At 69.4% G+C, this 14,994-nt stretch carries 11 protein-coding genes; 10 read left to right on the top strand and 1 reads right to left on the bottom strand.

Features of this window, described 5'->3' with window-relative positions; genetic code table 11:
• Positions 1 to 42: 42 nt before the first annotated feature.
• From HCN51_RS19265 to trxA, 7 genes are all read left to right on the top strand, one after another.
• Positions 43 to 2,157 carry a DUF6049 family protein gene (locus HCN51_RS19265; protein ID WP_168010917.1) on the top strand — a complete coding sequence of 705 codons (2,115 nt, stop codon included), beginning with the start codon at positions 43 to 45 and terminating at the stop codon, positions 2,155 to 2,157.
• On the top strand, positions 2,154 to 3,758 hold the full coding sequence (gene murJ / locus HCN51_RS19270; RefSeq protein WP_240972989.1) for a murein biosynthesis integral membrane protein MurJ: 1,605 nt from the start codon (positions 2,154 to 2,156) through the stop codon (positions 3,756 to 3,758). Before HCN51_RS19265 ends, murJ begins: the two co-directional genes overlap by 4 nt.
• 166 nt (positions 3,759 to 3,924) lie before the next feature.
• A complete protein-coding gene (locus tag HCN51_RS19275; RefSeq protein WP_168010918.1) occupies positions 3,925 to 5,448 on the top strand; it encodes a protein kinase family protein in 1,524 nt (507 codons plus the stop codon).
• Between the two features lie 15 nt (positions 5,449 to 5,463).
• Positions 5,464 to 6,099 (top strand): RNA polymerase sigma factor SigM, encoded by a 636-nt coding sequence (gene sigM / locus HCN51_RS19280; RefSeq protein ID WP_080044175.1) that lies wholly within the window; start codon positions 5,464 to 5,466, stop codon positions 6,097 to 6,099.
• Entirely contained in the window at positions 6,089 to 7,036 is a 948-nt protein-coding gene (locus HCN51_RS19285) for an anti-sigma factor family protein (protein ID WP_168010919.1), read from the top strand. The genes sigM and HCN51_RS19285 overlap by 11 nt, the downstream gene beginning before the upstream one ends.
• Positions 7,037 to 7,183: 147 nt before the next feature.
• On the top strand, positions 7,184 to 8,116 hold the full coding sequence (gene trxB / locus HCN51_RS19290; protein ID WP_080044173.1) for a thioredoxin-disulfide reductase: 933 nt from the start codon (positions 7,184 to 7,186) through the stop codon (positions 8,114 to 8,116).
• 10 nt (positions 8,117 to 8,126) lie between these two features.
• Positions 8,127 to 8,441: a thioredoxin gene (gene trxA, locus HCN51_RS19295; RefSeq protein ID WP_080044172.1), complete on the top strand. Its 315-nt coding sequence runs from the start codon at positions 8,127 to 8,129 to the stop codon at positions 8,439 to 8,441.
• Positions 8,442 to 8,510: 69 nt separating this feature from the next.
• Here trxA and HCN51_RS19300 read toward each other — a convergent pair whose 3' ends face one another.
• A complete protein-coding gene (locus tag HCN51_RS19300) occupies positions 8,511 to 9,128 on the bottom strand; it encodes a GNAT family N-acetyltransferase (RefSeq protein ID WP_168010920.1) in 618 nt (205 codons plus the stop codon).
• Between the two features lie 155 nt (positions 9,129 to 9,283).
• On the opposite strand from HCN51_RS19300, the gene HCN51_RS19305 reads away from it, so the two are divergent.
• From HCN51_RS19305 to HCN51_RS19315, 3 genes are all read left to right on the top strand, one after another.
• Positions 9,284 to 10,630, top strand: coding sequence for an aminotransferase-like domain-containing protein (locus HCN51_RS19305; RefSeq protein ID WP_080044170.1), 1,347 nt, complete (start codon positions 9,284 to 9,286; stop codon positions 10,628 to 10,630).
• A 274-nt stretch (positions 10,631 to 10,904) separates the two neighbouring features.
• Positions 10,905 to 11,864 carry a D-alanine--D-alanine ligase family protein gene (locus HCN51_RS19310; protein WP_168010921.1) on the top strand — a complete coding sequence of 320 codons (960 nt, stop codon included), beginning with the start codon at positions 10,905 to 10,907 and terminating at the stop codon, positions 11,862 to 11,864.
• 1,104 nt (positions 11,865 to 12,968) lie between these two features.
• Entirely contained in the window at positions 12,969 to 14,015 is a 1,047-nt protein-coding gene (locus tag HCN51_RS19315; RefSeq protein ID WP_346433707.1) for a threonine aldolase family protein, read from the top strand.
• The last annotated feature ends 979 nt before the right edge of the window (positions 14,016 to 14,994 follow it).

The following is a 14,994-nucleotide window of genomic DNA, read 5'->3' on the forward strand; positions in this document are numbered from 1 at the left end:
CATTGCGGGCGTGCGTCGTCGTAGTCCAGCCCGGGCATCCGCGTGATCCGTAAGGCCACGCTGCTCGCCGCGCTGTCCGCCGCGTTGCTCGCCCCCCTGGTGGCGGTGACGCCGGGCTCTGCTGCCGCGAAACAGCCGAATGCCGCGGTCACGGCGCAGCGGCAGGGCTACGCCGTGACGATCTCGTCGATCACCCCCGAGGCCCCGAGAAACCTGACCGATGAGATCAAGATCACCGGCACGGTGCGCAACGACTCGGGGGCCGACGCGGCCGGGCTCCAGGTCCGCCTGCGTTACAGCAACCAGAAGTTCACCGACCGGGCGGCCATGACGGCCTACCAGAACGACCAGAGCACCACGACGCTGCCGGAGAACGTCTCCACCCGCAACTCGTTCATGAACCTGCCGCCGCTCGCCGCGGGCGGCACGGCGCAGTGGACGATCACCGCGACCCCCGTGCAGCTCGGGCTGCGCGAATTCGGCGTCTACAAGATCGCGGTGGACGTCGCCCAGTACTCGGTGCCGCAGGCCGCGCAGCGCACGTTCCTGACCTACGCCCCCGCCACCCCGCAGAAGCTGCCGCGCAACAAGATCGCCATCGCGCTGCCGGTCATCGACCAGCCGCACCGCTCCACCGACGACGGCGCGTTCGTGGACGACAAGCTGAGCCAGGCGCTGACCGGCCGGGGCCGCCTGGCGGACCTGGCGCGCATCGCGCAGTCGGCGCCGGCCACCGTCACCTGGGTGTTCGACCCGGCGCTGCTCGACGACGTCAACGCGATGAGCAAGGGCTACAGCGTCCGCACCAAGGACGGCAAGGAGGAGAAGAAGCCCGCCAGCGCCGAGGCCGGCCAGTGGCTGACGACGATGCGCAGCGCGCTGGCCGCCTCCCCCGTGGTCGCGACCCCGTACGCCGACCCCGACGTGGCGGCGCTGGCCCACCAGGGCCTCGACACGCAGACCGGGCGGGCCATCGAGCTGGGCGGCCAGACGGCGCGAACGCTGCTCAACCCCAACGTGAAGACGAACATCAACTGGCCGGCCGACGGCGTGCTCGACCCCGACGCGCTCGACCTGCTGTCGGTCAGCGACGTCGACACCGTCCTGCTCAACTCCACCAACCTGCCGCCGCAGCAGACCCTCACCACCACGCCCGACGCGGCCGCGACCCTCGACTCGGTCAACGGCCCCGTGACGGCGCTGGTCGCCGACGCCGAGCTGAGCCGCCTGTTCGAGCCGGGCGGGGGCACCTCGACCCTGCTCAGCACGCAGCGCTTCATCGCCGAGACCGCGATGATCGCCGCCGAGCCCGGCCAGACGCTCCCGAGGTCGCTGGTCGTCGCCCCCTCCCGGCGCTGGAACCCCAGCCCGACGCTCGTCACCGCCCTGATCAAGACCGCGGGCAAGCTGCCGTGGCTGCAGCCGGTCAAGCTGGAGACGATCAAGCCGGGCAAGGCGTCCGTCCCGCGCGCCGGCCTGACCTACACCGAGCAGGACCGCAAGGAGGAGCTGAGCCGCAAATACCTCGACCCGGTCAAGGACACCTGGGCGAAGTCGCAGCTCACCTCGCTGATCATGGAGCAGAAGACGCAGTCCCGCTTCGACGCGGCGGTGCTGCGGCTGACCTCCTCCGCCTGGCGCAACAGCACGCGGGCGGGCCGCTCGGTGGCCGGCGCCGTCGAGAAGGCCGTCGACGACCGCCTCGCCGAAATCAAGATCACCGGCTCCAGCCGCACGCTCGCGGGCAGCAACGGCGTGGTGCCGATCAGCGTGAAGAACGAGCTGAGCGACTCCATCCAGCTCTACATCGAGGTCAAGTCCGACAACCCCGAGCTGCTCACGGTGAACTTCGCGCAGACCGAGCCGCTGCTGATCCCCGGCGGGCAGAGCGGCACGGTGCAGGTCCAGATGATCGCAGCCCCCGACACCAGCGGTGACGCCACGGTGACGGTGCAGCTCAAGACCGCCGACGGGCAGCCGTACGGCAAGCCGCAGCGGCTGACGATCCACACCACCGGCTACACGGGCATCGCCCTGGTGATCGTCGGCGCGGCCCTGACCGTGATGCTCGCCGCCGTGGTGACGCGCCTGCTGCGCCGCAGGTCCCAGCGCAAGCTCGCGCGCAGCGCCAAGAACCGGGAGAGTGAGACCGTATGAGCCGCATGCTTCGGGCCAGCGCCATCATGGCGGCGGGCACCATGGTGTCCAGGGTCACGGGGTTCGTGCGGACGATGGTGCTCGCGTACGCGATCGGCACCGCGGCACTGGGCGACGCCTACAACGCCGCGTACGCGATCCCGTACAGCATCCTCGACCTTCTGCTCCTGGGCGTGCTGAGCAGCGTCGTCGTGCCCATGGTCGTGCGGGCCCAGCAGCACGACCAAGACGGCGGCCGGGCCTACGAGCAGCGGCTGCTGACGATCGCCACCGCGGCGCTGGTCGCGGTCGCGGCGATCTCCGTGCTGGCGGCGCCGCTGCTGATCGACCTCTACACCGACTGGGACGCGGGCAGCAGGAAGTTCGAGGTCGCGGTCATGCTGGCCCGCTTCATCCTGCCGCAGCTCGCCTTCTTCGGCGTCGGCGCGGTGGCCGGGGCCATCCTCAACACCCGCGACCGCTACGGCGCCCCCATGTGGGCCCCGGTGCTCAACAACGTGGTCGTCATCTGCGTGTTCCTGCTCTACGCCGTGGTCGGCTCGGGCAGCGACCTCGACCGCGTCACCACGTTCGACCTGGCGCTGCTCGGCGTCGGCACCACGGCCGGCATCGTCGCGCAGGCGACGGTGCTGATCGTGGCGCTGCGGCGGGCCGGGTTCTCCTTCGTGCCGCGCTTCGACCTGCGCAACGCGCGGCTCGGCGAGATGGCCAAGGCCGGCGTCTGGACGATCGGCTACGTCGTCGTCACCCAGCTCGGTTTCGTGCTGACCACCAACCTGTCCAGCCGGGCGGGCGACCTGGTTCCCGGGCACGGCATCAGCCCGTACACGCTGGCGTTCCAGCTTTTCCAGCTTCCGTACGGCGTCATCGGCGTCTCCGTGATCACCGCGATGCTGCCGCGCATGAGCCGGTCCGTCGCCGAGGGGCGCTTCGAGGAGGTGCGCGCCGAGTTCGGGTCGAGCGTGCGGCTGGTCTGCTCGCTGATGGTGCCGGTGTCGCTGCTGCTCATGGTGCTCGGACCGGCGATCACCGTGCCCATCTACGGCCACGGCGCCAACAGCGTCGCCGACGCCGTCTACATCGGCAACGTGCTGCAGGTGTACGGGCTGGCGCTGGTGCCGTTCGCGATCTTCCAGCTCCTGCTGCGGGTGTTCTACAGCTTCGGCGACACCCGGACGCCGGTGTTCATCGGGGCGGGCACCACGGCGGTCAACGCGGTGTTCATGGTGCTGCTGTACCTGGTGCTGCCGCCCGCGTACGTGGTGATGGGGCTGGCGCTGGCGTACGCGATCGCGTACGGGCTGGGCGCGGTCCTGGCCTGGTGGCTGGCCGGCCGGCGGGTGGGCGGCCTGGGCGGCTGGGCCGTCGGCATGTCGCTGACCAGGATGTACCTGGCCGCGCTGCCCACCGCCGTGCTCGCGCTGGCGGCCGTGTGGGTGGTCACCGGGATTTTCGGCGGGCTCGGCTTCCTCAATTCGGTCATAGTGCTCGCCATCGGCGGCGGGCTGGGTATGGTGCTCTATCTCGGCGTGGCCCACAGAATGCGCATCCCGGAGGTCAACTCGATCGTTGGGATGGTCGCGAGACGGGTAGGTCGGTAAAGAACGCGATCGGAATCTACTCGGCACTACCATGGAGCCCGACACGCGCGAATGGAAGCAGGAGGGGCGTGGGCGGATCCACCCGGCATAACGTGCCTTCGTGGGACACGACCACGCAGGTGAGTCGAACCATGAAGACGCCCGATCGGCCAAGCGGAGTGAGCCAGTGAGCAGCACGTCGGCCGTCGAACCCGGCACCCGTCTCGCCGAGCGCTTCCGGCTGGAGGACCGCGTCAGCGAGTCCGACGGCGCCACCTTGTGGAAGGCGATCGACGAGATCCTTGCCCGCCCCGTGGCGGTGCACACGTTCGCACCCGACTTCCCGCGGGTCCACGAGGTCGTCACGGCCGCCCGCGCGGCGAGCCGGCTGACCGACCCGCGCCTGACCCAGGTCTTCGACGCCGCCGAAGACGACAAGAGCGCCTACGTCGTCAGCGAGTGGGTCACCGGCGAGACGCTGACCGACCTGCTGGCCAACGGCCCGCTGGAGCCCGAGCGGGCGGCGGGCCTGGTCGCCGAGGCGGCCGAGGCGCTCGCGCACGCCCACGAGGCGCAGCTCTACCACCTGTGCCTGCGCCCCTCCCACCTCATGTGGACCAACGGCAACACCGTCAAGGTGCTCGGCGTGGCCGTCGACGCGGCCATGTGGGGGCTCACCACCGACCAGCCGGCGCTCGACGACGCCGAGGGGCTCGGCCGGCTGCTGTACGCGGGCCTGACCGGCCACTGGCCGGGCGACGAGGAGGAGGGCGGCCTGCCCGCCGCCCCCATGATCGACGGCCACTTCTGCACGCCTCGCCAGGTCACCGCCGGCGTGCCCGGCTACCTCGACACGATCACCGTGCGGGCCTGCCTGCCCGAGTCACGCAAGGGGCAGGGGGCGCTGGCCAGCCCCGCCGAGGTCGCCGAGTCGCTGGCCGACGTGGCCAGGCCGATGCCGATCCCGATCTCCTACCCCTCCACGCCCGCGGTCGCGTCGGCGTCCCACACCGAGGGTCTGGAGCTCGCCCACCGGCCGAAGTCCGCCCCCGTCCCGCCGCTGCCGCCGCCCCCGATGCAGCGGCGTCCCCAGGGCGGTGGTGGCAGCACGCTCAACCGCGTGCTGATGACGCTGGTGGTGCTGCTCGTCATCGCCGCCGTCGGCGTCGGCGCCTGGACGATCGGCCGCAGCCTGGGCAGCCCCACCCAGCCGCAGACCGCCACCAACACCCCCACCTCGACCAAGTCGGCCACCATCAACGCCGAGGCGGTCAAGCCGAAGAACGCCAAGGGCTTCGACCCGCTCGGCGACGGCGACGAGAAGACCGACATCGCCAAGCTGGCCATCGACGGCAAGCCCGGCACGCTGTGGAAGACCGAGACCTACACCAGCGCCGACCTGGGCCGGCTCAAGGACGGCGTGGGCCTGCTGCTCGACATGGGCAAGTCCATGCAGATCAGCGACGTGGTGGCGACGCTGTCCGAGGCGCCGGGCGCCACGGTCGAGCTGAAGGTGGGCGACTCCCCCGAGCTCGGCTCGCTGAAGACGGTGGCGACCGAGAAGAACGCCGCAGGTAAAACCACTCTTACCCCGGAGAAGGCGACCAGCGGTCAGTACGTTTTGATCTGGTTTACGCGTGTTCCGACGGATGCAGGCACTTTTCATGGCACCATCTATGAGGTAGTGGTGCACTCTCCCGGATCGGCATAATCAGGAATCTCTCTTGTGAACTCCCCACCCGAGACACCCTCAGCAGCGGAGCGGCCGGCGATCACAGACGCCGAGCTGCTGACCGCGCATATCAACGGGGATCCACACGCCTTCAGTGAAATCGTCAAAAGGCACCGCGACCGCATGTGGGCGGTCGCACTGCGTACGCTCGGTGACCCCGACGAGGCCGCCGACGCCGTGCAGGACGCCTTCGTCTCCGCATACCGCAAGGCCGCCACGTTCCGTGGCGAGGCGGCCGTCACCACCTGGCTGCACCGGATCGTGGTCAACGCCTGCCTCGACCGGATGCGCCGCAAGTCCGTCAGACCTGTCGCCGACGACGAGCTGATCGAGGCCGCGGAGCGCGAGACTCCCCTGCCCGACCAGACCCTCGAACGCGAGGTCTCGATGGAGGTTTCGGCTGCTCTGAAACTGCTGCCCGCCGACCAGCGGGCGGCGCTCGTACTGGTGGACATGATGGGCTATTCAGTCGAAGACGCAGCTCAGGTGCTCCAGGTGCCGAGCGGCACCGTGAAGAGCCGGTGCGCACGGGGGCGCGCGAAACTTGCCCCAATTCTTTCGCATCTGCGGAACCGTTCGGACCTCAATCGCGTCTCATCCGCGAAGGGAGCAGAACTTCGTGACGGGTGATACGCACTACGATCTGGAAACCCTCGCCGAGCTGGCAGAGGGTCTCCTGGACGCCGGCACGGCGCGCCAGGTCCGCGAGCATCTCGCGGTCTGCGACCCCTGTGGGGAGCTTCTGGCCGACCTGGCGGCGGTTCGCGAGGTGCTGGCCGCGACGCCCACACCGGCTATGCCGATGGGTGTCGCACTGCGCATCGACAAGGCCTTGGCCGCCGAGGCGGAGTCCAGGCGAGGCGGAGGTGTCGGCCTCGCGGAAGCACCGGACTGGGATGAGCTCATGCGGGACGCCCCGTGGGAGCGAGCGGCCCAGGAGCCCGTACGTCTGGGCGCCGTGGCCTCCTCAGAGCCTGAGGAGAGGCCAGAGCCGGTCCGCCTGGGCGTCGTCTCCGACGACGGAACCATCGTCCCCGCGAGGACGCGCAGCATGCGGCGGCGGCGCTGGGCGATGCCCGCGGTCGCGGCCGCGGCGGCGGCCGTGGTGGTCGGCACGGCGGTGGCCTCCACCGGGTTGCTGGCCAGTGGGGGTGGTGACAGCGGCACGAGCGTCGCGCCGCCACCGGTCGCCCTGCCACCGGTGCAGTCGGCCCAGCCGTCCTCCGAGCCCACCAGGAACGCTACGCGGGCCAGGGACGTCTATGTGACCAACAGCGACCACAACTACAGCGATCCAGAGCTGCGCATGTCGCTCGAGAGCTTCATGGCTCCCGCTCCCGCCATCCCTGGCGACTCCAATGACGCGGGCAAGGTGGCCAAGTGCGTCAGCGCGGTCTCCAAGCGGGCGCACCTGAAGGTGTTCGCGGTGGACCAGGGGCAGTACAACGGCCAGGAGGCGCTCATCATGGCGTCCTGGAAGCAGCGGGCCGCCAAGAAGGTCCGTATCGACGTCGTCGACCCGTTCAACTGCAAGAACCTGCGTAAGCCCGCGCTGGGCCGCTGGTAACCGGCCGCACGTACGTAAACCCACGTCAGAGCCCGCTTCGGCGGGCTCTTTCGTTTCTCCCAGCGTTGCCGGGTAGGGCAGGGAATCAGGGCGCTCTAGGATCTGTTGACGCCGGTGCACACAACAGACCAGGAAGGCGTGGGAACGTTGAGCGACGTCCGTAACGTGATCATCATAGGTTCCGGCCCTGCCGGTTACACGGCGGCCGTCTACTCCGCGCGCGCCGAGCTGAAGCCGCTCGTCTTCGAGGGCTCCGTGACCGCGGGCGGCGCGCTCATGAACACCACCGACGTGGAGAACTTCCCCGGGTTCCCCGACGGCATCATGGGCCCCGACCTCATGGACAACCTGCGCAAGCAGGCCGAGCGTTTCGGCGCCGAGCTGGTGGCGGACGACGTCGTCGAGGTCGACCTCAACGCCAACCCCAAGGTCATCAAGACCCACACCGACACCTACTACGCCAAGTCGGTCATCCTGGCGATGGGTTCCGGTTACCGCGAGCTGGGTCTGGCGAACGAGAAGCGGCTGTCCGGCCACGGTGTGTCCTGGTGTGCGACCTGTGACGGCTTCTTCTTCCGCAACAAGGACATCGTGGTCGTCGGCGGCGGCGACACCGCGATGGAGGAGGCCACGTTCCTGACCCGGTTCGGCCGCATGGTGACCGTGGTGCACCGCCGCGACGAGCTGCGCGCCAGCAAGATCATGCAGGAGCGCGCGTTCGCCAACGACAAGATCCGCTTCGTCTGGGACTCCGAGGTCGTGGACGTCCTCGGCGAGACCAAGGTCGAGGCGGTGAAGCTGCGTAACGTCAAGACGGGCGAGGAGTGCGAGCTGGCGACCGACGCGCTGTTCCTGGCGATCGGTCACGACCCGCGCACCGAGCTGGTCAAGGGCCAGATCGACCTCGACGAAGACGGCTACATCAAGGTGGCCTCGCCGTCCACGGCGACCAACATCGAGGGCGTGTTCGCCGCCGGCGACGTCGTCGACCACACCTACCGCCAGGCGATCACCGCGGCGGGCACCGGCTGTGCGGCCTCGCTCGACTCCGAGCGCTGGCTGGCCAACAACGAGAAGTAAGGAGCGCACCGTGAAGGCTGTCACCGACGCCACTTTCGCATCCGAGGTCCTCAAGAGCGACAAGCCCGTGCTGGTCGATTTCTGGGCGGAGTGGTGCGGCCCCTGCCGCCAGGTCGCGCCCATCCTCCAGGAGATCGCCAACGAGCACGGCGACAAGCTGGAGATCGTGAAGCTGAACATCGACGAGAACCCTGAGGTGCCCCGCCAGTACGGTGTGCTCCAGATCCCGACGATGAACGTCTACAAGGGTGGAGAGGTCGTGAAGCAGATCATCGGCGCCAAGCCGAAGGCCATGCTGCTGCGCGAGCTCGAGGGCATCATCTAGGACGCCCATGAGAAAGCCCCCGCCTCGCGCGGGGGCTTTCTCATATGCTCTGGTGGCGCTGAGGAGGCTTCAGACGGGACGTAGTGCCCGTTCCGGGCTCATGGAGCCGAGGAGGCGTTCGAGGGCCACCTCGACGTCCTCACGCCACGACACGGCGCTCTTCAGCTCCAGACGCAACCGCGGAAATCTCAAATGGGGACGAACAGTCTTAAACCCCACAGAAAGCAAGTATTCCGCTGGAACGACGCAACTAGGCTCTTCCCACTTCAGATCCCCGAAAGCTTCAATGGCCTTCACGCCACGCCGCGTCAGATCCTTGGCCACCCCCTGGATCAGCATCCGGCCCAGCCCGCCACCCGAGAACTCGGGAATGATGTGCGCCGTCATCAGCAACACCGCGTCGGCGCTCACCGGCGAAGTGGGAAAGGCCACCGAACGCGGGCTGTAGAGCGGCGGGCTGTAGAGCACGAAGCCCGCGGGCACGCCGTCGACGTAGGCGATCTTCCCGCAGCTCCCCCACTCCAGCAGCGTGCCGGAGATCCAGGCCTCCTTCTCCAGCCCCGGATCGCCCGAATCCAGTGCTCGCTCCCCGCTCATGGGGTCGAGCTCCCAGAACACGCACGTTCGGCAGCGGCGCGGGAGATCATCGAGATTGTCCAGGGTTATGTTGACCAGCCGGCGCGACAACTACGGCCCCTATCGTTGACCCGGAAAAGCGCGCGAAAACCGCGTCTACAGGTGGCATCGTAGCCCAGTGAAGATGTCGCCACCGGACACCACGACGGTCGAGCCCGGCGACGGGCGACATGTCCGTCTGGCGTAATCTGGTATTTCAGCCCGATATGACACCTAGGAGGTGGGCCGTGACAGAAGAGCAGGATCACGGTCAGACACCCGCGACCCAAGGGTCGCGCATCGACGCCTACGTCGATCGGTACGCCGCGCGAGCTACCGGGATGGTCGCCTCCGAGATCCGAGCTCTTTTCGCCGTCGCGTCGAGGCCCGAGGTGGTCTCGCTCGCGGGCGGCATGCCGTACGTCACGGCTCTTCCCCTCGACATGGTCGGCGAGTTGGTCTCCGACCTCGTCACGCGGCGCGGCCCCGTCGCGCTGCAGTACGGCTCCGGCCAGGGCGACCCGCATCTGCGCGAGCAGATCTGCGAGGTCATGCGGCTGGAGGGGATTCATGCCGGGGCGAACGACGTGGTCGTCACCGTCGGTTCGCAGCAGGCCCTCGACCTGATCACCCGGATCTTCATCGATCCCGGTGACGTCGTGCTGGCCGAAGGGCCCTCATATGTGGGAGCGCTCGGAACGTTCGCCGCGTATCAGGCCAAAGTTGTCCACATCGCGATGGACGATCAGGGCATCGTGCCCGAATCGCTCGCCCAGACCATCTACGCCCTGGAAACCGCAGGGGCGCCCATCAAGTTCCTCTACACCATCCCGACCTTCCACAACCCCGGCGGCGTCACGCTCAACATCGCCCGCCGCCAGCAGGTGCTCGACATCTGCCAGCGGGCCGGGATCCTCATCATCGAGGACAACCCGTACGGGCTGCTCGGCTTCGACGGCGAGCCCATGCGCGCCCTGCGCGCCGACAACCCCGACGGCGTCGTCTACCTCGGCTCGTTCTCCAAGACGCTCGCCCCCGGCTTCCGCGTCGGCTGGGCGCTCGCGCCGCACGCCATCCGCGACAAGCTCGTCCTCGCCATGGAGTCGGCCGTCCTGTCCCACTCCTCCTTCACGCAGCTCGCCGTGGGCCAGTACCTCGCCACGCAGCCGTGGCACGAACAGATCAAATCGTTCAGGGAGCTCTACCGCGAGCGCCGCGACGCGCTGCTCGACGCGCTCGAATCGCTGATGCCGCCCGAGGTCACCTGGACCCGGCCTGGGGGCGGCTTCTTCGTCTGGGCCACCCTGCCCGAAGGGCTCGACTCCAAGGCGATCCTGCCGCGGGCCGTGGCCGAGCGGGTCGCGTTCGTGCCCGGCACCGGGTTCTTCTCCGACGGTAGCGGGGCGCGGCACATGCGGCTCTCGTACTGCTATCCGGAGCCCGACCGCATCCGCGAGGGCGTGCGGCGGCTCGCCGGGGTGATCGAGCAGGAGATCCAGCTCAGAGACACCTTCGGCACCGCCTCCGCCCGCGACCACCAGGGCGTCGACACACCCGGCCCCGACCTGGCCTGACCACCGCACACCACACCACCGGCAGGCCGGCGCCGCACCCGCTGCGAACGCCGGCCTGCCGCTGTGTATGGCGGGATGCTGCCGCTGTGTATGGCGGGATGTGGGAGGGGATCGCCGGAGAAAGCACCTCCCGTACACCATTAGCCCCAGCCGCCGATACGGTTGGACAGCCGTGCCATCAGCGACGTCGGCAGCGGCAGCGTCGGTAACGGCGGCAGCGTCGGTAACGGCATCAGCAGCATCAACGGCTTCACGGCTTCAGCGGAGGGATGAGATGAGCGATCTGGGCCACGTGCTCGTGCTGGCCGGAGGCCTCTCCTACGAGCGGGAGGTGTCTCTGCGCTCGGGTCGCAGAGTCAGCGAGGTGTTGCGCGCGACGGGCATCGACGTCGAGACCCTCGACACCGACGCCTCCCTCGTCCCCTCCGTCCTCGCCGACCCGCCGGACGCCGTCTTCGTGACCCTCCACGGCGGCGCGGGCGAGGACGGCGCGATCCGTTCCGTCCTGGAGCTGCTCAACGTCCCGTACGTCGGCGCCGACCCCGACGCCTGCCGGGTCGCCTTCGACAAGCCCACCGCCAAGGCCGTCGTCCGCTCCGTCGGCCTGCGCACCCCCGCCTCGGTCACGCTCCCCAAGGAGACCTTCCACGACCTCGGCGCCACCGTCGTGCTCGGCCGCATCGTGGAGCACCTCGGCCTGCCCCTCTTCGTCAAGCCCGCCCGCGGCGGCTCCGCCCTCGGCGCCTCGTTCGTCCCCACCGCCGAAGAGCTGCCCGCCGCGATGGTCGGCTGCTTCGCGTACGGCGACACGGCGCTCATCGAGCGGTACGTCGAAGGCGTCGAGGTGGCCGTCTCCGTCGTCGACCTCGGCGCCGGCCCCGTCGCCCTGCCCGCCGTGGAGATCGTCCCCGACGAAGGCGTCTACGACTACGCGGCCCGCTACACCGCCGGCCACACCGAGTTCTTCGCCCCCGCCCGCCTCTCAGCCGCTGCAGCCGCCGCCTGCGCCGAAACCGCCGTAACCGCCCACACGGCCCTGGGCCTGCGCGACATCTCCCGCACGGACCTGATCGTCGACGCCGACGGCGTCCCCCACTTCCTGGAGGTCAACGTGGCCCCCGGCATGACGGAGACGTCTTTGCTCCCGATGGCCGCGGAAGCCGCCGGCCAGGACCTCGGCGAACTCTGCCGCACCCTCCTCCAGAACGCCGCCTCCCGCTCCTCCTCCTCCTGACGCACCCGGTCGGGGCGCAGACCACAACTGCGCCCTCTCCCCCACACCACCACCCCGCAGCCCTCCGCCCCTCGGGGATGCTCCGCACACGTCGGCGCGGAACAACGCGCACACCGGCAGCGCCCCGGCGCTCGGCGGCCCTCAACACGTCACGTCCGCATCGCCTCCCCCGTCTCCCCCGTATCGGAGCCTCCCCCCGCATCGGGCCTCACCCGCGCGCTTTGTCACCGCAGCGCATCACCCCCACGGCGCCTCAGGCCCGCAGGCCGACTTGTCCCGTCAACGGAACGCCTCGCTCCCGCAGCACCTCACCCTCCAAGCGCGACACACCCGCAGAGCGCTTCCCCCGCAGAACGCCCCACCCCGCAGCACCTTGTTCCCCGCAGCACCTTGTTCCCCGCAGCGCGCCACGCCCCACGGCACGTCGCACCCCCACGGCACGTCGCACCGCAGTGCTTCGCCTCCTCAGCCTGCCAGCCCTCCCCCGGGCAAGCTCAGCACCTCACACACCTACCGCGCGCTCGCCAAGAACGCCGGCATCAAAAGGCGTCCACCGCGCGCTGCTGCCATGCGCACCGCACCCCACGCAATCCGCCACCACGCCATCCACCGTTAGCACCACACCGCCACGTACCACACCGCGCACATCCCATGGCGTGCACTCATCGCCACGCACCACACCTCGCACACCCCACCCCGGTCCTCCTACCTCTCAATCCCGTCCATCTCATCGCGTGCACTCGCCGCCACGCACCTCGATCGGGCGCCCTCTCCACTCTCGCCCTCCCTTGCCCGCACCGCGCCCAGCCCGCTGCTCACCCGCGCCAAGCCCGCCACACACGCGCCCAGTCCGCCGCACACCCGCGCCGAGCCCGCCGCACGCCCAGACACCCGCGCGCCGCTCAGCCCCCCAGCCCGCGAACCGACCTACCGTGGCCACACCGATGCCACAGCGCCGGACACACACTCCCGCCCGCCCTCCTGCTCCTGCCACCCCTGGAAGCATGCAGGCACCCCACCCCAAGTCGCGCGGTCGCCACGACGTCCCCTCTCACCACACCACCACGAGCCAAGCCTCATGCCCTCGATAAGTAGCCTTACGGTGTGCTGATCGAATCGATGTACCCCAAGAGCTTCGCCAGCGACAACCACGCCGGCGTGCACCCGACCATCCTGGAAGCCATGGCGGCCGCCAACCACGGCGACGCGCCCGCCTACGGCGACGACTCCTGGACGTCGGCGTTCGAGGAGAAGATCAAGGAGACTTTCGGCCCGGCCGCCGAGGGCTTCGCGGTGCTCAACGGGGCGGGCGCCAACATGGTCGGCCTGGCGCTCATGCTGGGCCGCTACGACGCCATCATCTGTGCCGACAGCGCCCACATCGCCACCCACGAAGCAGGAGCATCGGAGCGTCTGCTCGGCGTGAAGCTCATGACGGTCCCCACCGGAGACGGCAAGCTCCGCCCGTCCGACATCAAGTCACGCCTGCATGGAATCGGCAACCCACACGAGCCCCAGCCCGCCGTCGTCTCGATCTCCCAGACGACGGAGCTGGGCACCACCTACTCCCCCGCCGAGATCGCCGCCCTGACCGAGACGGCTCACGAGTCGGGCCTGCGCCTCCACGTGGACGGCGCCCGGCTCGCCAACGCGGCCGCGTACCTCGAATGCGACCTGAGGGCCATCACGACGGACGCCGGCGTGGACGTGTTCAGCTTCGGCGGCACGAAGAACGGCGCACTGGCCGCCGAGGCGGTCATCGTCCTCGATCCGTCGCTGGCGAACGCCGTCCCGTTCCTCCGTCGCCAGTCCCTTCAGCTCGCCTCGAAGATGCGTTTCATCTCGGCCCAACTCACGGCCCTGCTGACGGACGACCTGTGGCGCCACAACGCTGCCCACGCCAACGCGATGGCCACCCGTCTGGCGAACGGGCTGGCAGACATCCCCGGCATCTCCCTGGCGTACCCGGTCCAGTCCAACGCCGTCTTCGCCACCCTCCCGCACGCAGCCGCCGAAACCCTCCGCCGGCGCTACCTGTTCCACTACTGGGACGAGCCCGCCGGCACCGTCCGCTGGATGACCGCCTTCGACACCACCCCAGAACAGGTGGACGACTTCCTCGAAGACATCCACAAAGCCGCCGCCATGTAGCTCACTCCCGCCACCCGCCCCTGTTTCACGTGAAACACGCCCGCGCTCCCTGGCCCCAGCGCCAGGAGCGCCGAGCGTCCCCAGATCCCGGGAGCGAGATACGCGTCGCTGTCGCCTCTCCCTCTGAGGCCACCGTCCTCGCACCCCACCCTCGCTTCGCGCGGACGGGTCGCCTTTCGCTCCAGAGACACCGCCCCTCGGACCGCCCGCGAAGACACCGTCCTCACACCGCGCAGACAGCGCCCAGTCACGTCGCCCGGAGACGCCACCCTCGCCCGGCGCAGACAGCGTCCCCTCGCCCCGGCGCAAACAGTGTCGCCCACGCGCTCCGGAGCGGCGGTCCTCGCCGCCACACAGACAGCGCCTCCTTCACGTCTCCCGGAGTACGCCACCCTGATACAGCGCGGACAGCCCCTCGGGCGGTGTCGCCAGCCCCTCGGGCAGCGCGGACTACTCTCTCCCGGGGCGCGGACAACTCATCCTGGGGGCGGACAGCGCGCCCCTTACACCGCTCGACAACCACCGCCCGAACGCCCCCAGTCGGCGCTCCTCCATCGATTCCGCTACGCAACTCCGCACGGGGTCATCAACCTCGTGCGCGCCTCTGGCCCTCTCGCCACGCACCCTCGGCATGCACAGGTCGCCAACTGCCACCGGAAAGGGGTGCTCCTCGCCTTCCGCTCGTAGCGCGCCTCCGACCACCCTCGTCACCTTCGAGCGTCTGGCACACGGTGCGTTTCACGTGAAACATCGCCCTCGCCACGTGGCTGGGCTGTCCGACTGGAGGACGCGAGATCACCAGGCTCGGGATCACAGCGCGGTTCGATGCCACGTCAACGCCGCCTTGTCCATCCCCTGCCCCGCACGGAACCCGCAGCCGTCAGTCACCCCTGCACGTGTTTCACGTGAAACAGAGGCCGAAGTCGCCACGAGAGTGGGGACCGACGTGTTTCACGTGAAACAAAGCGAGCCAGCGGCC

Source organism: Nonomuraea composti (assembly GCF_012034275.1).
GTDB classification, from domain to species: Bacteria; Actinomycetota; Actinomycetes; order Streptosporangiales; family Streptosporangiaceae; genus Nonomuraea; species Nonomuraea composti.

Coding starts and splice junctions, on each gene's coding strand:
- murJ (WP_240972989.1), top strand. CDS start 2,154: ATGAGCCGCATGCTTCGGGCCAGCGCCATCATGGCGGCGGGCACCATG.
- HCN51_RS19305 (WP_080044170.1), top strand. CDS start 9,284: ATGACACCTAGGAGGTGGGCCGTGACAGAAGAGCAGGATCACGGTCAG.
- HCN51_RS19310 (WP_168010921.1), top strand. CDS start 10,905: ATGAGCGATCTGGGCCACGTGCTCGTGCTGGCCGGAGGCCTCTCCTAC.